Origin of the sequence: uncultured Propionibacterium sp., assembly GCF_963539965.1 — a bacterium.
Classification (GTDB): Bacteria; Actinomycetota; Actinomycetes; order Propionibacteriales; family Propionibacteriaceae; genus Propionibacterium.
Genome location: NZ_CAUTOU010000003.1, coordinates 31,387 through 51,635, shown reverse-complemented (window position 1 = coordinate 51,635; position 20,249 = coordinate 31,387). Strand labels below are relative to the sequence as shown.

Genomic DNA, 20,249 nt, shown 5'->3' with positions numbered 1-20,249 from the left:
CCGCAACAGCTAGGCTTGATGACGTGCGTAGAGCGAAGATTGTGTGCACTCTCGGGCCGGCCACGTCGACCCAGGAGCGAATGGAAGAAATCATCCGCGCGGGCCTCGACGTCGCCCGCTTCAACATGAGTCACGGCGATCACGACGAGCATGCCCGCCGTCTGGCCGAGACCCGTGCCGCGGCCGAGGCCGTCGGCAAGACCGTCGGCCTGCTGGCTGATCTCCAGGGGCCCAAGATCCGTCTCGGCGTCTTCGCCGAGGGCAAGGTCGAGCTGACTCATGGCCAGACCTTCACCATCACCACCGACGACGTTCTCGGTGACGTCACCCGCGCCTCCACCACCTACAAGGGCCTGCCCGGCGATGTGAAGCCCGGCGACCGCATCCTCATCGATGACGGCAACATCGGCCTCGAGGCCGTCGAGGTCAACGGCAGCGACGTGGTAACCAGGGTGGCGGTCGCCGGCCCCGTCTCGAACCACAAGGGCATCAACCTGCCCGGTGTCGCAGTCAACGTGCCGGCCCTGTCCGAGAAGGACGAGGACGACCTGCGCTGGGCGCTGCGCAACGACTTCGACATGGTCGCGCTGTCCTTCGTGCGCCGCGCGGCCGACATCAACCGCGTCCACGAGATCATGGACGAGGAGGGCGTGCGCCTCCCCGTCATCGCCAAGTTGGAGAAGCCGCAGGCCGTCGAGAACCTCGACGAGATCATCGATGCCTTCGACGGCTTCATGGTCGCCCGCGGCGATCTCGGCGTCGAGATGCCGCTGGAGCAGGTGCCGCTGGTCCAGAAGACCATCGTGCAGAAGGCCCGCATATGGGCCAAGCCGGTCATCGTCGCCACCCAGATGCTCGACTCCATGATCTCGAACCCGCGCCCGACGCGCGCCGAGGCCTCCGACGTCGCGAACGCCGTCCTCGACGGCGCCGATGCCGTCATGCTCTCCGGCGAGACCTCGGTGGGCGCCTTCCCGGTCATCACCGTCCAGACGATGGCCAACATCGTCGAGAACACCGAGAAGCAGGGTTTCGGGAGCATCGCCAAGATCGACTGGGACCCGCACACGACCGGTGGGGTCATCGCCATGGCCGCCGTCACCTCGGGCCGCCAGCTCAGCGCGAAGTACCTCATCGCCTTCACCCGCTCGGGCGACACCGCCAGCCGCATGTCGCGTCTGCGTTCGGACATCCCGCTGGTCGCCTTCACCCCCGATGAGAAGACGGCCCACTGGCTGACCCTCTGCTGGGGAACCCGTGTCATCAAGACCCCGAACTACGGCTCCAACGAGGAGATGGTCACCGAGGTGAACCGTCAACTGCAGCAGCTGGGCCTGGCCGAGCAGAACGACGTCGTCATCCTGGTCTGCGGCGCCCCGATGGGCATCAAGGGCAAGACGAATACGATGCGCGTCCACCGGCTCAAGGACGCCGACTGGGTCGAGCCCGTCAGGCTGCCGCCGTACATGAAGGACGCCGAGTGAGCCGTTCGTGGCGGACGGCCTCCCGCCGGGGCGGAGGACCCGGTCCTCCGCCCCGGCCCGTTCTCCTCGTGCGCAATCCGCCCGCGGAGCCGTCGGGCTCCCGCACATGGTCGCCCGCCGATCGGTACCCGAGAGGGGACTCGAACCCCTACGCCCCTGCGGGCAGCGCATTTTGAGTGCGCCGCGTCTACCATTCCGCCACTCGGGCAGACGCCGTTCATTGTGTCACATGCCTAGTGTCATGGCACATTCGGTGAGTGAGAACTATTGCGGATTCCGCTCCGGGGAGGGCTGAACAGCGCTATGCTCGGGCGACGCGGGCAGTGCCGTCCTCGACAGATCTGTCCGTCTTCAATTGTCAGACAGGAATCGAGGGATGGTGGCCAAGAAGACCGACAATGCTGCAGCCGACAGGCGGCCCCGCGTTCTCGTCGCCGAGGACGAGGCGCTCATCCGGCTCGACCTGGTCGAGCTCCTCACCGAGCAGGGGTACGACGTCGTCGGCCAGGTGGGCGATGGGCAGGCAGCAGTCGAACAGGCCCGAGGGCTCGAGCCCGACGTCGTCGTGCTCGACGTGAACATGCCCGTCATGGACGGTATCGCCGCGGCCGAGCGGATCGCCGGGGATCGCATCGCCGCATGCGTCATGCTCACGGCATTCAGCCAACGCGAGCTGGTCGAGAAGGCCCGCGAGGCCGGTGCGATGGCCTACGTCGTCAAACCCTTCGACGCCTCCGACGTCGTCCCCGCCATCGAGATCGCGCTCGCGCGCTTCGCCGAGATCGTCGCTCTCGACGACGAGGTCGCCACGCTCGAGGAGCGTCTCGCCTCTCGCAAGCTCGTCGACCAGGCGAAGGGCATCCTGCAGGAGACCCTCGGCATGACCGAGCCGGAGGCCTTCCGCTGGATCCAGAAGACCGCCATGGACCTGCGCAAGTCGATGCGCGAGGTCGCCGAGGGCGTCGTCGATCACAAGAAGGCCAAGAAGGACTGAACGCGGCCCGGGGCGGGGCCTGCGGCACGGCTCGGCCGCACTGCGATCCTGGCCCCGGTCCTCGTCGCCGGTCGCCAGGACACGCCGACAGGAGGGGACCGCCCCGCTCCGGGATGAAAACCGCCAGTGGGGGCGCCTAGGCTCATGGGTGTGAACGATCGCCCTCGCCTGCTGCTCATCGACGGCCACTCCATGGCCTTCCGCGCCTTCTACGCCCTGCCCGCCGAGAACTTCTCGACATCCACCGGCCAGTGCACGAACGCCATCTACGGCTTCACGGCGATGCTCATCAACCTTCTGCGCGACGAGCGGCCCACGCACGTGGGCGTCACCTTCGACCTGTCGGGCGGCACCTTCCGCTCCGAGGCCTATCCCGGCTACAAGGCCACCCGCGCGGCCACCCCGCCCGAGTTCGCCGGCCAGGTCCCGCTCATCGAGCAGCTGCTCGACGCCATGGGCATCGTCCACACCAGTCTCGCCGGCTACGAGGGGGACGACATCCTGGCCACGTGGAGCCGCCAGGGCGACGAGCTCGGCTGGGAGTCACTGGTGGTCTCGGGCGACCGCGACTCCTTCCAGCTCGTCGATCGGAACACCACGGTGCTCTACCCGCGCAAGGGCGTCTCCGACCTCGTGCGCATGGACCCGGCCGCCATCGAGAGCAAGTACGGGGTGCCCCCCCGGCGCTACCCGGAGCTGGCCGCCCTGGTCGGCGAGGCCAGCGACAACCTGCTCGGCGTGCCGGGCGTCGGCCCGAAGACCGCCGCCAAGTGGCTTGCCGCATACGACGGACTCGACAATCTCATCGAGCAGGCCGACCGGGTTGGCGGCAAGGCCGGCCAGAGTCTGCGCGAGCACCTCGAGGACGTCCGGCGCAATCGCCGGCTCAACGCGCTGGTACGCGACCTGCCCCTCGAGGTCGAGGCGCAGGGCCTTGCCAGGGGACGGATCGATCGCGAGACCATCAACGAGCTGTTCGACGCCCTCGAGTTCAACACGCTGCGCGAGCGCATGTTCGCCACGCTCGGCGCCGACGACGCCCCGGCGTCCGCGGTGCAGGACGTCATCGAGGTCACCGCCGTCGACGTGGACGATGGCGCCCTGGCCGGCTGGCTCGCCGAGCACGCCTGCGCCGGCGTCGTCGGCATCGACGTCTCCGGCCACTGGGGCGCCGGCACCGGGGATGTCGACTTCCTGACCCTCGCCGCCCCCGATGGCGAGGCGATCCGCTGCGAGCCCGGCTCGCTGGGCGCCGACGACGACGCCGCACTGGCCGGATGGCTGGCCGATCCCGCCGCGCTCAAGGCCATGCACGACGCGAAGGGGCCGATGCTGGCCCTGGCCGCGCGCGGCCTGGAACTGGCCGGCCTCGTCTGCGACACCCAGCTCGCCGCCTACCTCATGCGCCCCGACCAGCGCCGCTACGATCTCGACGATCTCGCCGAGCGTCATCTGGGCCTCGCCCTCGGGGCCGGCGGCGACCACCAGGAGACCCAGGAGGCCCTCGACCTCGGCGACGACCCGGGCGGACAGGCGGGGCCGGCGGCGATGGTGCGGGCCCGGGCCGTCGGCCGGCTCGTCCCGGTCCTCGACGGGGAGCTCGAGACGACCGGCCAGCTCGGCCTGCTGCGCGAGCTCGAACTGCCCCTCCAGAAGGTGCTGGCCACCATGGAGGAACGCGGCATCAGCACCGACGAGGACGTCTTCGCCGATCTGCACGACGAGTTCGACGCCAAGGTGCGGGCCGCACAGGCCGCCGCCTTCGAGGCGATCGGGCGCGAGATCAACCTGGGCTCGCCCAAGCAGCTGCAGGGCGTCCTCTTCGATCAGCTCGACATGCCCAGGACCAAGCGCACCAAGAGCGGCTACACGACCGACGCGGCCGCGCTCGAAAGCCTGTACGCCACGACCGGCCACCCCTTCCTCGAGCACCTGCTGGCCCACCGCGACTCCATCAAGCTGCGTCAGATCGTCGACTCCCTGGCGAAATCGATCGGCGACGACGGACGCATCCACACCACCTACTTGCAGACCGTGGCCGGCACGGGCCGGCTGTCGAGCACGGAGCCGAATCTGCAGAACATCCCGATCCGCACCGCCGAGGGCCGGCGCATTCGCGACGGTTTCACCGCGGCCAGGGGCTACGAGGCGCTGATGAGCGCCGACTACTCCCAGATCGAGATGCGCGTCATGGCGGACGCCTCGGGCGACGAGACGCTCATCGCCGCCTTCAACTCGGGTGTCGACTTCCACACCGTCACCGCCTCGCACGTCTTCGGGGTGCCGGTCGACTCGATCACACCCGAGCAGCGCTCCAGCGTCAAGCAGATGAACTACGGTCTGGCCTACGGGCTGTCGGCTTACGGCCTGTCGAGCAGGCTCGGCGTCTCCGTGCCCGAGGCGAGAGCCCTCATGGACGACTACTTCAGGACCTTCGGCGCGGTGCGCGACTATCTGGCCGAGGTCGTCGTCCGGGCCCGCGCCCAGGGCTACACGCAGACGATGATGGGCCGCCGCCGCTACCTGCCCGATCTCAACTCGTCCAACCGCCAGCGCCGCGAGATGGCCGAGCGCATGGCCCTCAACGCGCCCATCCAGGGCACGGCCGCCGACATCATCAAGGTTGCCATGCTCGGGGTCGAGAGGGCGCTCGGCGAGGCCGGGCTGTCCAGCCGCATGCTGCTGCAGATCCACGATGAGCTCGTCCTCGAGGTGGCCGCCGGCGAACGCGAACAGGTCGAGGCCATCGTCGCCGGTGCCATGAGTCATGCCGCTGAGCTGAAGGTGCCGCTGTCGGTCTCCTTCGGCTACGGCCGCAGCTGGAACGACGCCGCCCACTGAGCAGGCGGCGATGGTGACCGACGAGCTGCTCATCGAGCGCGTGCTGCGCGCCGTCGAGTGCGTCCCGTGCGGGTCCGTCGCGACCTACGGCGACATCGCGGCCCTCGTGGGGATCGGGCCGCGCCAGGTGGGGCGCATCATGTCCACCGACGGCTCATCGGTGCCGTGGTGGCGCGTCGTCGACGCCCGGGGGACGCTCGGGCCGTGGCGCCATGCGCTGGGGCACTGGGCCGATGAGGGCATCGCGCTCAACGACCGCGGTGACGGCTGCGCCATGGCCGCCCACCGCGCCGATCCCGGAGCGCTCGCCGCCGCCTACGAGGAGGCCGTCGCGGACCTCCCCCCGAGCCGACCCGGGTCCCACAGCGGCGCTGGCAGGGCTGTCAGGCCGCCCTGACCAGTTCGGCGTAGTAGAGGACCCGTGCCTCGGGATCGCCCCCGTTGGAGGGGTAGTCCGAGCAGACGACGATGACGATCATCGGGTCGCCGTGATCGTCGTAGAGGACGGTCGAGTCGGGGTCGTAGTCGTCGACGTAGATCTTGAGCGCATTGGTGAAGCGGTAGCAGATCGTGTCACCGGCGTCGTCGCTGATGCGGATGATGTCGTTCTCGGCGAGCATGCCATCGTTGAGGTCGTTGCCGAGCGCACCGCCGTAGCGGAAGGTGTGCGAGGTGAGGACCGCCTTGCCCTGGTCGGAGCCGACGGCCGGGCCCTCGTTCCACCAGGCCACGGTGTAGCCCTCGTTGCCGGGCGGGGTGCCGGGCAGGCCCTCGGCGTCGAGACCGAGCGAGAGCAGACTCAACTCGTCGGTGTGGCCGTCGAACTTGATGCGGGTGCCCACGATCGCCGACGGATCGGAGGAGCAGCCTTCAGGCACGTCGCCGGGGCTCGCGCTGGCGCTGGGGCTGGGGGAGGCCGGGTAGACGGGGATCTCCCGCTCGTAGTCGGAGGGGCGCGTCTGGTACCAGCGCCAGCCGAAATAGGCGGCGACGAGCACCACGACGAGCAGGGGAATGCCCCAGCCGAGTCGGCGCTTCGTAGTCTTCTTCACGAGAACCTTTCGTTCAGCCGCCTGGGGTCATGGCGGCAACGGCGTCAAGCCTAACAGCGCGGCGCGGGGAGCGCGACGCCGTGACCGCAGGCCTCGCTCTCCCGGAGAGGGACGCGCCGGCATGGTCCGACGTACCGGTGCCTGAGCGGCCTCGCCCGGGACGCGGCCGCCGCCGGCCGCTCGCGCCGATCACCGCCTTCAGGGCATCGAGGAGCATCTGGAGACGATCCACGTCGCACTGCCGGGCCCGTGGCGGTGGGCTCGAGCCGGACCAGGGGACATGTGGGGGAAGGGTGAGGTTGCCCGGGGGCGGCGCCGACGCCTAAACTTGACGAAGCGCTGTGTACGCCGCACCGGACAGAGGGCGCGGCGTCGTCACCGGCGGACCGCGTCGCAGCAATGCCCCGCGGGTCGCGGGTGGATGTTCCCGGTGGCGGTCTCGGGCTCTTCTCGAACGATCCCACCACCACCGTGTTCGTCAGCAGGCACGGTGCAAGAACTCATAATCCAATCCACCATCGGAGCCCTAACTACATGACCTCCTCCACTGAGGCCGTCGCAATCGACGACATCGGCACCGCTGAGGCCTTCGAGGCCGCGGTCGACGCCACCATCAAGTACTTCAACGACGGCGACATCGTCACCGGCACCGTCGTCAAGGTCGATCGCGACGAGGTTCTTCTCGACATCGGCTACAAGACCGAAGGCGTCATCCCGTCCAAGGAACTCTCCATCAAGCACGATGTCGACCCCTTCGACGTCGTCGGCGTCGGCGACGAGATCGAGGCCCTCGTCCAGCAGAAGGAGGACAAGGACGGCCGCCTGATCCTCTCCAAGAAGCGTGCCCAGTACGAGCGCGCCTGGGGCGCCATCGAGAGGATCAAGAACGAGGACGGCGTCGTCACCGGCACCGTCATCGAGGTCGTCAAGGGCGGCCTCATCGTCGACATCGGCCTGCGCGGCTTCCTGCCCGCCTCGCTCGTCGAGATGCGTCGGGTCCGCGACCTGCAGCCGTACGTCGGCCAGGAGCTCGAGGCCAAGATCATCGAGCTCGACAAGAACCGCAACAACGTCGTCCTGTCGCGCCGCGCCTGGCTCGAGCAGACCCAGTCCGAGACCCGCCACAACTTCCTGGAGCAGCTCCAGAAGGGCCAGATCCGCAGGGGCGTCGTCTCCTCCATCGTCAACTTCGGCGCCTTCGTCGATCTCGGCGGCGTCGACGGCCTGGTCCACGTGTCCGAGCTGTCCTGGAAGCACATCGACCACCCGAGCGAGGTCGTCGAGGTCGGCCAGCCCGTCACCGTCGAGGTCCTGGACGTCGACATGGAGCGCGAGCGCGTCTCCCTGTCGCTCAAGGCCACCCAGGAGGATCCGTGGCAGGTCTTCGCCCGCACCCACCAGATCGGTGAGATCGTGCCGGGCAAGGTCACCAAGCTCGTTCCGTTCGGCGCCTTCGTCCGTGTCGAGGAGGGCATCGAGGGCCTGGTCCACGTGTCCGAGCTGGCAGAGCGCCACGTCGAGATCCCCGAGCAGGTCGTCTCGGTCAACGACGAGGTCATGGTCAAGATCATCGACATCGACTTGGAGCGCCGCCGTATCAGCCTCTCGCTGAAGCAGGCCAACGAGGGCGTCGATATCGCCGCCGAGGACTTCGACCCCTCGCTGTACGGCATGACCGCCAGTTACGACGAGAACGGGAACTACATCTACCCCGAGGGCTTCGACCCGGAGACCAACGAGTGGAAGCCGGGGTACGAGGAGCAGCAGGCGGCCTGGGAGGCCCAGTACGCCGAGGCCCAGGCCCGGTGGCTGGCCCTCAAGAAGCAGGCCACCGAGGCCGAGGAGGCCGACCAGCAGGCCGCCGTCGAGGCCGGCACGAGTTACTCCGCGACTCCCGTCGAGGCCGAGGCCTCCGGTGACGACGAGGGCTCGCTGGCCTCGGACGAGGCCCTGCAGGCCCTGCGGGACAGGCTGTCGGGCGGCCGCTGAGCCGCGCCGCGGGGCGCGGTCGTACAAGAGACGCATGCACGATGAAGGCCCCGGCCCGTGCTCGGGCCGGGGCCTTCGCCCTGTCGGGCGGCCGTCTCCTCCGATTCGCCGTCGCATCACACAGGCCGTGCGCGCGCCCGGCCGGATCCTAGGACACCAGATGCTGCACACCCACGAGCTGCCCATCCTCGAGCGGGACGACGACTCCACCGATCTCATCGGCGAGGGGGAGGCCGCGTCCATCCCGGCCGATCTGTACCCCAGCCGCGCCGTCCTGGCCTTCCTCGGCGAGATCGTCGACCAGTACGCCCGGGCCGGGAGGCTGCCCGTCATCGAGACGCTCGAGCAGATCGGCAACCACTACCCGGTCTATCGCGGCCGCGACGGGCGGGGCGACTTCGCGATCCTCATGATGCCGTTGGGCGCCCCGGCCGCCGTCATGAACACCGACATGCTCTTCCGCCACGGCGTCCGCAGGGCCATTGCGGTCGGCTCGTGCGGCGCGCTCGAGCCGCTGGCGGTCGGCGAGCTGGTCGTTCCGGCCAGGGCGCTGCGCGGGGAGGGCACGAGCTTCCAGTACGTGCCGGCCAGCCGCTGGATCGACATCGACCCGGACATGCGCGCCGTCATCGGGCAGGCCGTCGAGGCCGCCGGCTACACGGTCAACGACTCGCCCGTGTGGACGAACGACGCCTTCTACCGCGAGACCAGGTCCATGCTGAGCCGCCGTCGCGCCGAGGGCTGCGCGATCGTCGACATGGAGTGCTCGGCGATGGCCGCCTCCGCCGCGCTGCGCGGTGCCCGGTTCGCCCAGCTCTTCTACACCGCCGACTCGCTGGCCGACCCCGAGAACGGTCACGACGAGCGCGACTGGGGCCGCGGTTCGCGCGGGGCGGCCCTCCGGATCGCCCTCGACGCGCTGAGCCGTCTGGAGGCCTGACCCGCTGTGGCAGCAGCCGGCCGGGCGGCGGCGGGCCGGGTCCTCACGCTCGGCCTCACCGGTGGCATAGCCTCCGGCAAGAGCGCCGTCGCCGCCATGCTCGTCGGGCACGGGGCGGTGCACATCGACTACGATCTGCTGGCCCGACGAGTCGTCGAGCCGGGAACCGCCGGCCTGGCTGCTCTTGTGAAGGAGTTCGGCCCCTCGGTCCTCACCCCTGAGGGCGCCCTCGACCGGGCCGGGCTCGGAGCCCTCGTCTTCTCCGACCGGGCCGCGCGCGCCCGGCTGGACGAGATCACGCACCCGCTCGTCAACGCGGCCGCCGATGCCGCTCAGGACGCCGCGCCCGATGGCTCGGTGGTGCTGCACGACATCCCGCTGCTCGTCGAGGCCGGCAGAGCCGGTGACTTCGACCATCTGGTCGTCGTCGACGTGCCGGTCCGGGTGCAGGTCGAGCGGCTGATGGCCCGCGATGGCATGAGCGCGGCACAGGCCAGGGCCCGCGTCGGCGCGCAGACCTCGCGGACCGAGCGCTTGGCCGTGGCCGGGACGGTCATCGACAACTCCGGCCCCCTGGCTGCCACGCGCGCCCAGGTGGACCGGCTGTGGGCCGAGGTGGTCCTTCCCGGCGAGGCGTGGCGCCGGTGAGTTCTTCACGGTGCCGTGGGCGCCTGGGCAGAAGATCATGGTAAAGGTCCGAGGTTTTATTTGCCTTGATCAAGTTTTTCAACTTGTATATTGGCCATGAGTGACGAGGACACCGGGTACTGGGCGGTGGTGATCGCCGATCAGCGCGCGAGCCGGCGCGGCCCGGACCGTGTGCCTCAGGCACTGGATGTCCTGGGGCGCCTGGCAGGCGGCTTCCGGCTCGGCTTCGAGCGCACCGCGGGCGACGAGATCCAGGGGCTCAGCGCCAGCCCCGGTGCGGTCGTCGACGCAGTGACTGCGCTCCTGCGCCTGGGGGACTGGCACATCGGCGTCGGCGTGGGGGATGTCGAGATGCCCCTGCCGGACTCCACCCGCGCGGCCCGTGGCCCGGCCTATCTGGCGGCCCGCCGGGCCGTCGAGCGGGCGGGCGCGGCGGCTCTCCGGCTCGTCGGCGGGGCCGGGGGGCGGACCGACCGGGTGCTCGGCGAGGTGCAGACGGTGCTCGCTCTCGCCGCCGCGCTGGTGCACCGGCGCAGCGCGGCCGGGTGGCAGGTGATCGACCTCATCGATTCCGGCTTGACCCGGACGCAGGCGGCCGCCCGGCTGGGCATCAGCCCCCAGGCGGTCGGTCAGCGCCTGCGCGCAGCCCATTACCAGGAGGTCGCGGCCGGCTTGGAGCTCGCCACCGCCCGGCTCGCCGAGGCCATGAGGGTGTCGGAGGCGGGCCATACAGTGAGACCATGAACCCGATACTGGCGGATCTTCTGCGCTTCCTCGTGGCCTGCGCGCTCGGCGCGGCCGCGGTGTTCGGCGGCTGCCCGCTCGTCGAGGGGCTGCTGCGGCGCGTCGGCGGGCCACGGCCGCAGGCCGGTCTCGAGAGGACCGCCGAGTCCTCGCCGCGCATGGCGGGCGACGTAGGGGCGCTGCGCGGGGGCCGGTGGATCGGCATGCTGGAGCGTGCCGCCGTGTTCGGGGCGCTCCTGGCCGGCCAGCCCGTGCTGGTGGCCGTCACCGTGGCGGTGAAGGCCTTCGCCCGCTTCCCGGAGATCCGAGGGGCCCGTACCGGCGAGGTGGCCGAGCACTTCATCATCGGCACGCTGGCCAGTCTCCTGGTCGCCGGCGGGCTGGCCGTGCTGACCGGCTGGGTGGTGCGCCTGTGGTGAGCCTGGCGCAGCGCTGGGCCGACGACTGGCCCGATCACCCCGAGGTGGGGCGCCGCCTGCTGGGGCTGTGGGGAGAGCCCTGGCGGTGCTATCACGGCCCGCAGCACCTGGCCGAGGCCCTGGCCGCCGGCGACCGGCTCGGCTGCACCCGCACCGAACGGCTGGCCCTCTGGTTCCACGACGCCGTGCACCGCAACCGCCCGGGCGCCGACGAGCGGGCCTCGTCCGAACTGGCCCTCTCCTGGTTGCCCGCAGCCGGATGGCCACGGGCCGAGGCGGCGGAGGCCGCCCGGCTGGTGGCGCTCACCGAGCACCACCGCCCGCCCCCGGGAGACGGCCCGGGTGCCCGGGTCTGCGACGCCGACCTGGCCGTCCTCGGAGCCCCGCCGCAGCGGTACCGGGAGTCGGTGGCCCAGCTGCGCGCTGAGCAGCCGGGCGTCGACGACGCCCGGTGGCACCGGATGCGCCTGGCCGTCGTCGAGCGTCTGCTGGACACCCATCACTATGCGACCGGGGCCGGACGGAGGCTGTGGGGTGCGCAGGCCCGGATCAATCTGTGCGACGAACTGAGTGTCCTGCGCTGAAATGCTCGTAGACTCGGCGGAAGGGCCCCTGGATGATCAGACGCGCACCGTCGGGGCCGTACTCGGACAGCTGCTGGGACAGGCCCTGCGCGGAGATGTAGTAGAGGAAGGGCGACAGCGGGTCGGCGCCGTCGTCGTACTCGTTGCGCGCCCGGGACGACATGGTGCCGAGGGCTCGGGCGAGGCCGTCGCCGGTGGGCACGTGGACGAGCATGAGCCCGGCTCGTGGAACGGCCAGGACGACGCCGGTCGCAGGCAGGGAGCCCCGCCAGGGTTCGGGCAGACAGGTGGTGATGAGGCCGAGGCGGCCGCTGATGAACTCGTCGCCGGACACCGCCCACACGGTGGCGGAGCCGTTCCTCGCGTCGCCGGTGGGCGCCAGGTCGACCGGTCGTGTGCGCAGTGCGGCGCGGGCCTTGGCGTAGAGTGCCGACGGGCCGCCGTGGGCGGCGGCCAGGGCCTCGTCGATCATGAGCAGGGCGTCGTCGTGCTGGCTCTGGGCGGATACGAGCGTGATGCCGGGCAGCAGCTCGGGGAAATGATCATCGCCATGACGGACGACGGCCATCGTCGGGATGGCGCGCAGCAGCATCGCCCCGGGGACGATGGGGGATCGCTGCGACGCGTATCTGCTGGCCATGCCCCTACCGTATCGACGGGCGTCAGCGGTGCCGGCCGGGTCCAAGGGGCCGTGGACGGGTGCGGTCCCCGCCGGGTTCCTCGCCTGTCCCGGGCCGGACGCTGCGGTCACCGGTCGGGCCCGTACCGTCATGGGGGGCTGCATCTGACGGGGAGAGGATCCGTCGGCCGCGCCTCGGTCGGGGCGCACGCGGCGCCGGGCTGATCGCGCAGGCTCTCACCGTGGCCGCCACCAGGGGGCTGTCCACCGGCCCCGGGGCCTCAGATGCACTCCCGGCCCGGGGTGCGGGGGGCTCTCCCGCCGGTGCGCGGGATCGGTGTTTGCTACGACGAGGCGGCGGCCGGCCCCTGCCGGCCGGGACCCTGACGACAGGGGTTCGTGAACCGGAGGATTCATCACCCCCCGCGAGAGCCCATGCGAACCCCCGGGGCGTGACATCCCGGCGTCGGGTCGAGATGCGATCGGAAGGCGGCCTCTGTTCGGCGATCGGTCACCGCACACCGGACGAAACCGGCACCGGGAATCGGACGACACGACCAGGCGGCCTGGGCCAGACGTTGACCACCGCCCGAAAACCCGTTCCACTCCAGTCGGAGCGACCTCAACCCGCATATACGGATTGTATCCGAGCCGGTGTGCTGAGTCCATCGGGAATACGGCTTCATCTCATGCTCGCCATAGCCTCGAATCAGTAATTCATTCATGGCGACTATATTTGACATAACGGGCATTCAGCGGTGATCTCTCCCGTCGTGGGGTTGCTGACCTCGTTCAGTACCCATGGATTCTCCCTCTTCGGTCGGGTCCGTTCCAGACTCACCTTCCTCCCGCCAGTCTTTTTGTTCATCATCTATGTTGGAATGCTTTAGCAACAGTGCGCATGCAAGGGCGGCAGAGGCCGCGCAGGTCTGAGCGATGAGACCGCCTGCATAAGCACCGGTGGAGGTGGGCGAAACGCCATCAGCCAGGACAAAAACACTGGTGAGTGCGACTCCGATCGCACCAAACAATTGTTGGCCGGTGGTGAGCACGGCAGATCCAGAGCCTGCATCGGTGACGGGCAGATAATGTAGCACGACACCGGTAATGATAGGTAAAGTGGTTCCATTGCCGAAACCGAAAACCAACAATGCGGCTATCAGCGATGGTGTAACTTTCGTTGGCCCGAGACAGGTGTAGCCGAGAATGCCTAGCAGAGCCGCAGTAGTGCTGGCGGTGCCGACGGATAGCGCTGTGCCTGGAGCGAAACGTTGCATCAAGGATGGCCCTATCGCAGAACCGATGATGAAGCCGATGCCGATTGGTGCGAAAGTCAGCCCAGTTGCCCACGGGCTGAGATTGCATATGTTCTGCAAGAAGAGGCCGAGGGTGAAGAAAAATGGAATTATAGCGAGATAAAGCATTATGCTGAGAAGTACTCCGAGCGTGTAGCCGCGGTGATCAAATAACCGAAATGGAATGAGGGGCACCCGGCCATGAATTTCTTGGCGCAACTGTTGATTGCCGAAAAAAATCAACACGATGACACCCGTAGCCATACTCGCAATACCCCAAGACAGCCATGGGGTGTGCCGTCCGCCCAACAATGGGATGAATACGAGGATGCAACCTATTCCGGATAATGCAACTCCGACCAGGTCGAGCTTGATGCCAGTGTTTCCTTGGTCGTGCGACAGTAGGCTGCACGCTAGCCATGCTGTCAGGCAGATCGGGACGTTCAGCAGAAAAATTGGTCTCCAACTCCAGTGAAAAAGATTCCAACTCGGAATCAACCCGCCGAGGATCTGACCGCAGATCTGTCCTAATCCAATTGACACGCCGAACCAAGAGAGCGCTCGTACTCGGGCCTCCCGATAGAAGTTCACCCGGATCAGCGCTAGAACCTGGGGCACCATGATTGCTCCGGAAACCCCCTGCGCGAGACGCGCGACCACCAACTGCTCGGGGCTCTGCGCGACTCCGCAAAAGGTGGAGGTCACGGTGAATAATGCCAGGCCCAAACGATACACGCTTCGCCGCCCAAATCGATCACCGATTCGGCCGCCGGTGATCAGACCGAGTGCATAGACGAGCGCGTATCCACTGACAATTCCCTCTAGCTGAGTGGTTGACGGATTCAGATCGCGACTGATCGGGGTTGCAGCCACGTTGATCACGAATTGGTCGAAGATTGATAAGAATGACCCTACCAGTACGAACGGCAATGAAAGCATGTTCTGTCGCCGTTGTTCACCGAACGTAGACTCAGAATCTGTGTGAGATGCCATGCCTGTCTCCGCTTCGTTGATCTGGAATGCAAATTAGCTTTTGTTTCAACTCATCCAAGTAGATGCATATTGCCAACAAGTCTGCACTTCCCCCGGGGCTAATCGATCGTTCCGAGAACAATGTGTCAGCCTTCTCGATCAAACGTCTGCCTGTTGCCGTGAATACGCTTCCCGCAGAGAGGATTTCTTTGCCCAAACGGTGCACCAAGGTGAGTCGTAGGGGATCGTTGTTGCGATTGAGGACGGTTGAATCCTGTGTCACTGCAAGAAGCGCAACCAGCGCGTGAGCTTGTGCCGATCTACGGTTTGCACCCTTTTGGCGAGCGGCGCGAAGTGCCGGCAGCCCATACGCGAGTACGCTGGGAAAACCAGTCAGCACTTCACCCCGTGCACCTGTAATCCCGAATTGACGGTTCACGCGTAACCCGGTCGTCAGGTCTTTCGGTGATGATTTTTCGGTAAGACACAAGTCAGTGAGAAGTGTGTGTTCTGCAATTTCTCGCGCCATGTCACATATTGAGTTCGGGCTTATCTCTTGGATGGTGTCAGAGAGGTATAATGTTCGCATGGTTGCTGCTGCCAATAATACACCGAAGAAGATGGCCCCGCGATGAGTGTTGATCCCGCCAGTAGCTGCATTCATTTGGTGTTCGCCGTGCAGGCCTATGACCCGCAGCGCCGACATCAACGTGGTGGGAGACTTCTTGTACGCTGCGACCAGCGCAGCATCATGAAAGGTTTGCTGTAGATGGCTAGCGCTACGCAAGAAAGTGAACACATCCATGTCGTCGTGACAACCAGTGCTGGTCGCGGTCACCAACCCTGGCTTCGGCCAGGTGACGGCTTCAGCATCAAGTGCGTAACTGAGATGGGCCGCTATCTCATTAGCAGCCCGTTCTAAGGAGGCCAGATGCATTCCATTTTTCCTAGTCCATGGTCAGCATGTCGATAGTCCTCCATCAACGGTCAGGATGGTCCCGGTGATGTAACTGCTGACAGGGGAGGCGAGAAAACATACCGAATCCACGATGTCAAAAATATCAATCGTTCTGCCCAATGGAATATCAGTGGTTACATCGTGTGTTGTGAAGAGTTCTTCCGTCATCGGTGTTCGGATCAACCCGGGTGCGACGGCATTGACTCGGATGCCAGCGGGCGCTAACTGACTTACAACAGATCTGGTTAATGACAGCAGAGCACCTTTACTCGTCTCGTAAGCAATCCCAGCGTAAGGCCGGGCCGTCAATGCGAATACGGATGACATGTTTACTATCGAGCCGCCATCATGCATCATCGCGGCGACTGTTCTTAAACCATAGAGGGCGCCATAGGTATTAACTTGAAATGCTTGTTCCCATGTATGGTTATCGAGCTTCTTCAGCGGGAGCGATTCGAAGTAACCAGCATTATTAACTAGCAGATCAAGTCTGCCCCATCGTTCTATGATCCTTGCAGTAGTGGCCTCCCATGCGGATGGATCGGTCACATCCATAGTGCGAAACTCGGCTTCCAGGCCCTGAGTCTGCAATTCATCGGCGATCGATTCGCCCTTCGACACCCGATCGGTGACCATGACATGCACGCCGCAATGGGCAAGAACCCTGGCCAGTTCGCTTCCTCGCCCTCGCGCTGCGCCCGTCACGAGTGCTGTCATCCCTTCGAGGGTCGGGCGCCAAGTGGCGATACTACGTTGACGCCGTTTCAGGTCTGTTTTGTAGGTTGACGATTTGTCTACTATATCTGGAAGATAGGTGCGGATTTTATCGATCGGGATCTCACCTTCACGAACGAGTAGGGGAAGTGGCCCGGTGAGGTCGACAATAGTATTCCCTTTGCTTGCGATAGGCTCGCCCGCATCGATGAGCAGTGGCACTCGATCTCCGATCTGTTGACGAGCCTCTGCGAAGGTGATCAGGTCTTTGCCTTGCCCAGATCGATTAGCCGAAGTACAAGCCGCATAACCGCCGATGTTTTCAATCAACTGGGTCAATATCGGATTGTGATGGCAGGCGACAGCAACCGTCGGCAGGCCAGCGGTAACATAATCAGGTATGATTTCATTGCGCTTGGGGACGATGATGGTGAGAAAACCTGGCCATTGCTCCTTTGCAAGTTGACGCACCGCATCCGTGACGACGGCGACGCGGTCGAGTGAATTCGGATTGCTGAGGAATATAGTTAGGGGGAAATCCGGATCACGTTCTTTTATCTGATAGACCTGAGCCGTAGCGACCGGATTCGTAGGATCTGCCAGCAGCGTATAGTGGGTGTCAGTCGGTGCGACTACAGCATTTCCGCTGGCAAGGATTTTAGTCGCCCGTTCAATTATTTCCATATCGAAGTTCGCTCTGTCGTCAGTCATTGGCATGATGTAGTTCTTCCATAGATAGTTCGGCACTCAAGCTATTTTAATGAATTACGACTGATGATAAAATTCCTGCCGCATTTTATGACGGCTGTGAAAAAATATCTCCAAACGGACCAGAATAGAATTGATCGCGGATGTGAATTAGCGGAAATGCAATACTTCGCAGGCTTGTCGCAGACTAAACAATGTCGTGCTGGGGCTCCTCTCCCCGAACGAGTCAATGGAACACCGTATTGAAACACGTCAATATCGATCAACATGCCGAATGGATCGTTTTCCTCGAACGTCATTGCAATACTCTTGATTGTGGGTGCAGATGTTCCTTCAACGAGCTGGACATATTCATTGCCAGTATTCACTGGCGAAAGATCAAGAATGTTTGCAATTTTTTGTCGGGCTCTGCGCAATAACCACTGAACCACCCGGTCGGGTAAGGTGTCGTGGGGCATACGTCGTGTAATAACCAGAACGGGAAGATTATCGGTACTGACAGTATTGATTAACCGAGCAAGCTCATCATGCTCATGCAACCAGCTGACCGCAGCCGTTATCGATGGTGTGCGCATGATCACTCCGCGGCCTGAAACGCCTCTCGTGTTACCGGGATCTGCGCAGGGTGAATAACGCTTTTGCCTGCAAATCCAATCAATGCTGCTCGATGTGCATCATTGAATACCGGTTCTTTCATGCGATAGTCTGAAAATACTGTGTCATATGCAGGCAAGCCGCAAAGTTCAGCAGTACGGACTAGTTGCTTTTTGGCTTCCCAAAGGGTCTCAGTGGAAGTAGTGCCGACATCGGAAAGATAATCACTCCCGCCGAAGGTGACTGCATGAATCTCTGGAAAGCCGTCAACTAATTGTGGTAGGGAGCTCAGGGCTGTCGCGTTCTCGATCATTAATTCAATCTTCACATCCCGGGTTCTTAATTGACGAACAACTTTGACGGCTGTTTCTACGTCGCCTCTGTCGCGAGGATCAGCCAGGCGTATAGTACGGACACCGGCGGGAAGCAGCGCCTCCAAATCCGGGATCATGTGCCCGCTGGCGGCGGTGTTGACCCGAAATACTAAGTTCTCTATGGCATTGTGAGTTCTCAATAGATATGATGCAATATCACGGGCGCTGTCTTTTTCATCTTCGGGGACCGCATCTTCTAGGTCAACCACAACAGCGTCAACCGGTACGACAAGCGCGTACTCGATGTAACCAGGCCTAGTAGCTGGTACGTACATTGAAATCCAAGGGCTAGACATGAACCCCCTCCGATAAGGTTGCTTGCCAGCGCCGAAGCGCGGTGGTCATACGGGCCTCAAGAACCCAGTTAGGTGCGGCGTTATCGAATACGCGTACGTACAGATTGGGATACTTACCGGCATCCAGTATCCGAATGACAGTTTTTCTGATTGCATCAACCACTGCATCTCCTACTTGACTGACAATCTTGACTCGACGATTGGGATGAGCCGTGATGTATATCAGAACGTCTCCTGATAGTCGAGTTCCTGCGCTTATCGATACTGGGTGATCCCGATTTGTTTGTTTCGTGGGAGTTGCTTTGTCAGACATGTATCGTCCTTTTATCTAATCGGATTCTTTGATTAATTTCTGCAGGCTTTGAGGCCAGTGATCCGGATCGGGGCCGTGTTGAGCCAGGACAGCCCATGCCCACCTTTCGATCCCGAATGCGGAACATCCGGTCCACGCGGGCGAACCATTGGCAAGCATTATATCCGAGGTGGAGGAAAAGAATGTTCCACTATTATTGAATGAGGCACATGCAAAATCAGCATGACGATAAGGAAGATCGAGCCTCAGCTCGAACTTCGGCTCATCGGCTAATTCGCAGTCAAGATGACCGCCACGCAGGAAGAAGGGATCGTGGCCTGTTTCCACCACGCCAGACAATCCCCATTGTTCTACCAGCTCAAGTACTTTGTGCTGAGTTTGCCGTCGGCATTCTTCTACGAAAGTTTGATCTCCTAAAAACACTAGTTCACGCATTTGGAAATCCCATAGTCGTTCTAGTGTCCGTGCATTACGTCCTTCATACCGGTAACACCGCCCCAAGGTCGTGATGATCGTGTTGTCGAGAAGTGTTTCATTTGCGTTCGCTAAGTAAACATGGAAACAGGCTGCGGGGGCGAGCACATGAGTGCGATCGGTAAAACCTGTGAAATCTCGGGGAGGGCGACCCTCGTTTGCCAGCGTTTTCGTGACAAACCTGTTGGCGGCATCAACGTCTGCGTGCATCATTGCTGGGTACATGATGTTTTGAGGAAAGGCATCGAAATAACGGCAATGCTCTAGGAAATCGATTGGTAAAAGAGTTGAATATGCGCGCTCTTGCCCTCCCATTCGAGTTCCTATTTTTCGGAACACTTCGTCGAAGGCGCGGGTCAGTACTACTGTGATTCCCCGAATCTCAACATCAGCAAAGCCCAGCTGATTGAGCAACCCGGCCTCAATGATGGTATCCGGGTCGAACTGTGAACAGTCGTTGTCTGGCGACCCACCAATCCGTCGAACTGAGTCCTCGGATGAGGATTCCACACTGGAAAATGACTCTGTGAACCGCTCAAGAGTTGCATGAACCTTCGCTTCGACGGTGTCAGCCGACGATGAGGGCAGAGCCCATACTCGCACTCGATCCCGGTCCACGGGATCAATCACAAAGCGCACGATGCCCTCATCGGCGAAGTTAAGCCAATAAGCCGCTTCTTGTACGGCATCCTTGGCCAGCGGCTCCTTCAATATTATATCTAATTCGTTCATGACAAGGTTTCACCTGAATAGGTTGAGGAACGGGCAGATGATGCATGCAGTGTATTTGGAGACCTATTCACAGAATCCGTGGAGAGTGTTCTGACTGGGGGTGACGATCGTGATCCAATCTCTATGAATAAGCCTCTTGGTTTTTATGTCACATGGTGTGACGTGATTCAGTACTACGCCGATCGTCATGCGGTGTCAATGCGATTGAGCTGTGGAGGTCGGCAGGTTCGGTGAGGGGCTGCCGACCGGGGAGCCCGGGTGCGGTATGGGCCTGGTGGGGCGATGAGGGCGTCGGCACTCCGGTCGGCCACCGGACCATGTGGCCCCACGCCCTCATGACGCGGGACGTCCGAACGGTGGCTGCGGTGCCATTCACGATGCAGTACCCCATGGATGCAGTGCCCGTGGGCGGCTTTCGCAGGAAGCCGGGGATCAAGACGACCGACGCGATCGGCGTCCGCGGTGTTCGCTGCACGCCCGAGTCGGCCTCGAGTCGGCATGGTGC

At 64.0% G+C, this 20,249-nt stretch carries 19 protein-coding genes and 1 tRNA gene; 10 read left to right on the top strand and 10 right to left on the bottom strand.

Features of this window, described 5'->3' with window-relative positions:
* The first annotated feature begins 23 nt into the window (after positions 1–23).
* Positions 24–1,484, top strand: a complete 1,461-nt coding sequence (pyk, locus tag R2N01_RS01860) for a pyruvate kinase (protein ID WP_316667870.1) — start codon at positions 24–26, stop codon at positions 1,482–1,484.
* 125 nt (positions 1,485–1,609) lie between these two features.
* Here pyk and R2N01_RS01855 read toward each other — a convergent pair.
* A tRNA-Leu gene (locus R2N01_RS01855) sits at positions 1,610–1,692 on the bottom strand.
* 168 nt (positions 1,693–1,860) lie between these two features.
* On the opposite strand from R2N01_RS01855, the gene R2N01_RS01850 reads away from it, so the two are divergent.
* From R2N01_RS01850 to R2N01_RS01840, 3 genes are all read left to right on the top strand, one after another.
* Positions 1,861–2,478: a response regulator gene (locus R2N01_RS01850; RefSeq protein ID WP_316667868.1), complete on the top strand. Its 618-nt coding sequence runs from the start codon at positions 1,861–1,863 to the stop codon at positions 2,476–2,478.
* Positions 2,479–2,622: 144 nt separating this feature from the next.
* Positions 2,623–5,319, top strand: a complete 2,697-nt coding sequence (gene polA, locus R2N01_RS01845) for a DNA polymerase I (protein ID WP_316667866.1) — start codon at positions 2,623–2,625, stop codon at positions 5,317–5,319.
* 10 nt (positions 5,320–5,329) lie between these two features.
* On the top strand, positions 5,330–5,716 hold the full coding sequence (locus R2N01_RS01840; protein ID WP_316667864.1) for an MGMT family protein: 387 nt from the start codon (positions 5,330–5,332) through the stop codon (positions 5,714–5,716).
* Here R2N01_RS01840 and R2N01_RS01835 read toward each other — a convergent pair.
* Complete coding sequence (locus R2N01_RS01835; protein WP_316667863.1) at positions 5,703–6,371, bottom strand: class F sortase; 669 nt, start codon at positions 6,369–6,371, stop codon at positions 5,703–5,705. The genes R2N01_RS01840 and R2N01_RS01835 overlap by 14 nt on opposite strands.
* Positions 6,372–6,905: 534 nt before the next feature.
* On the opposite strand from R2N01_RS01835, the gene rpsA reads away from it, so the two are divergent.
* The 6 genes from rpsA to R2N01_RS01805 all read left to right on the top strand — a co-directional run bounded on the left by rpsA (position 6,906) and on the right by R2N01_RS01805 (position 11,695).
* Positions 6,906–8,360, top strand: a complete 1,455-nt coding sequence (gene rpsA, locus R2N01_RS01830; protein WP_316667861.1) for a 30S ribosomal protein S1 — start codon at positions 6,906–6,908, stop codon at positions 8,358–8,360.
* Between the two features lie 160 nt (positions 8,361–8,520).
* On the top strand, positions 8,521–9,300 hold the full coding sequence (locus tag R2N01_RS01825; RefSeq protein ID WP_316667860.1) for a nucleoside phosphorylase: 780 nt from the start codon (positions 8,521–8,523) through the stop codon (positions 9,298–9,300).
* Positions 9,301–9,306: 6 nt separating this feature from the next.
* Positions 9,307–9,948, top strand: coding sequence for a dephospho-CoA kinase (gene coaE / locus R2N01_RS01820; RefSeq protein WP_316667857.1), 642 nt, complete (start codon positions 9,307–9,309; stop codon positions 9,946–9,948).
* A gap of 96 nt (positions 9,949–10,044) precedes the next feature.
* The gene (locus R2N01_RS01815) at positions 10,045–10,692 is read left to right on the top strand and encodes a hypothetical protein (protein WP_316667855.1); all 648 of its coding nucleotides are present in this window, start codon (positions 10,045–10,047) and stop codon (positions 10,690–10,692) included.
* Entirely contained in the window at positions 10,689–11,111 is a 423-nt protein-coding gene (locus tag R2N01_RS01810) for a hypothetical protein (RefSeq protein WP_316667853.1), read from the top strand. Before R2N01_RS01815 ends, R2N01_RS01810 begins: the two co-directional genes overlap by 4 nt.
* Positions 11,108–11,695: a metal-dependent phosphohydrolase gene (locus R2N01_RS01805; RefSeq protein ID WP_316667851.1), complete on the top strand. Its 588-nt coding sequence runs from the start codon at positions 11,108–11,110 to the stop codon at positions 11,693–11,695. Before R2N01_RS01810 ends, R2N01_RS01805 begins: the two co-directional genes overlap by 4 nt.
* Here the strand turns inward: R2N01_RS01805 and R2N01_RS01800 are convergent.
* The 8 genes from R2N01_RS01800 to R2N01_RS01770 form a co-directional block, all read right to left on the bottom strand.
* A complete protein-coding gene (locus R2N01_RS01800) occupies positions 11,661–12,335 on the bottom strand; it encodes a hypothetical protein (RefSeq protein WP_316667849.1) in 675 nt (224 codons plus the stop codon). The two genes, R2N01_RS01805 and R2N01_RS01800, sit on opposite strands and share 35 nt — an antisense overlap.
* Before the next feature lie 731 nt (positions 12,336–13,066).
* Positions 13,067–14,602, bottom strand: a complete 1,536-nt coding sequence (locus tag R2N01_RS01795; protein ID WP_316667847.1) for an MFS transporter — start codon at positions 14,600–14,602, stop codon at positions 13,067–13,069.
* Entirely contained in the window at positions 14,580–15,518 is a 939-nt protein-coding gene (locus R2N01_RS01790) for a triphosphoribosyl-dephospho-CoA synthase (RefSeq protein WP_316667846.1), read from the bottom strand. Before R2N01_RS01790 ends, R2N01_RS01795 begins: the two co-directional genes overlap by 23 nt.
* A gap of 21 nt (positions 15,519–15,539) precedes the next feature.
* Positions 15,540–17,000 (bottom strand): L-threonylcarbamoyladenylate synthase, encoded by a 1,461-nt coding sequence (locus tag R2N01_RS01785; RefSeq protein ID WP_316667844.1) that lies wholly within the window; start codon positions 16,998–17,000, stop codon positions 15,540–15,542.
* Positions 17,001–17,005: 5 nt separating this feature from the next.
* Positions 17,006–17,536 carry a citrate lyase holo-[acyl-carrier protein] synthase gene (locus tag R2N01_RS01780; protein WP_316667841.1) on the bottom strand — a complete coding sequence of 177 codons (531 nt, stop codon included), beginning with the start codon at positions 17,534–17,536 and terminating at the stop codon, positions 17,006–17,008.
* Between the two features lie 2 nt (positions 17,537–17,538).
* Positions 17,539–18,204 carry an aldolase/citrate lyase family protein gene (locus tag R2N01_RS01775; protein ID WP_316667839.1) on the bottom strand — a complete coding sequence of 222 codons (666 nt, stop codon included), beginning with the start codon at positions 18,202–18,204 and terminating at the stop codon, positions 17,539–17,541.
* Between the two features lie 13 nt (positions 18,205–18,217).
* The gene (locus tag R2N01_RS11380) at positions 18,218–18,538 is read right to left on the bottom strand and encodes a hypothetical protein (RefSeq protein ID WP_399553213.1); all 321 of its coding nucleotides are present in this window, start codon (positions 18,536–18,538) and stop codon (positions 18,218–18,220) included.
* A gap of 15 nt (positions 18,539–18,553) precedes the next feature.
* On the bottom strand, positions 18,554–19,744 hold the full coding sequence (locus R2N01_RS01770) for a hypothetical protein (protein WP_316667838.1): 1,191 nt from the start codon (positions 19,742–19,744) through the stop codon (positions 18,554–18,556).
* Positions 19,745–20,249: the final 505 nt, after the last annotated feature.

Bases quoted from the DNA above. Each gene is read 5' to 3' on its own strand.
- rpsA (WP_316667861.1), top strand. From the start codon at position 6,906: ATGACCTCCTCCACTGAGGCCGTCGCAATCGACGACATCGGCACCGCT.
- R2N01_RS01825 (WP_316667860.1), top strand. From the start codon at position 8,521: ATGCTGCACACCCACGAGCTGCCCATCCTCGAGCGGGACGACGACTCC.
- R2N01_RS01840 (WP_316667864.1), top strand. From the start codon at position 5,330: ATGGTGACCGACGAGCTGCTCATCGAGCGCGTGCTGCGCGCCGTCGAG.
- R2N01_RS01800 (WP_316667849.1), bottom strand. From the start codon at position 12,335: ATGGCCAGCAGATACGCGTCGCAGCGATCCCCCATCGTCCCCGGGGCG.
- R2N01_RS01795 (WP_316667847.1), bottom strand. From the start codon at position 14,602: ATGGCATCTCACACAGATTCTGAGTCTACGTTCGGTGAACAACGGCGA.
- R2N01_RS01815 (WP_316667855.1), top strand. From the start codon at position 10,045: ATGAGTGACGAGGACACCGGGTACTGGGCGGTGGTGATCGCCGATCAG.
- R2N01_RS01775 (WP_316667839.1), bottom strand. From the start codon at position 18,204: ATGTACGTACCAGCTACTAGGCCTGGTTACATCGAGTACGCGCTTGTC.
- polA (WP_316667866.1), top strand. From the start codon at position 2,623: ATGGGTGTGAACGATCGCCCTCGCCTGCTGCTCATCGACGGCCACTCC.
- R2N01_RS01850 (WP_316667868.1), top strand. From the start codon at position 1,861: ATGGTGGCCAAGAAGACCGACAATGCTGCAGCCGACAGGCGGCCCCGC.
- R2N01_RS11380 (WP_399553213.1), bottom strand. From the start codon at position 18,538: ATGTCTGACAAAGCAACTCCCACGAAACAAACAAATCGGGATCACCCA.
- R2N01_RS01780 (WP_316667841.1), bottom strand. From the start codon at position 17,536: ATGCGCACACCATCGATAACGGCTGCGGTCAGCTGGTTGCATGAGCAT.
- R2N01_RS01770 (WP_316667838.1), bottom strand. From the start codon at position 19,744: ATGAACGAATTAGATATAATATTGAAGGAGCCGCTGGCCAAGGATGCC.
- R2N01_RS01790 (WP_316667846.1), bottom strand. From the start codon at position 15,518: ATGCATCTGGCCTCCTTAGAACGGGCTGCTAATGAGATAGCGGCCCAT.
- R2N01_RS01810 (WP_316667853.1), top strand. From the start codon at position 10,689: ATGAACCCGATACTGGCGGATCTTCTGCGCTTCCTCGTGGCCTGCGCG.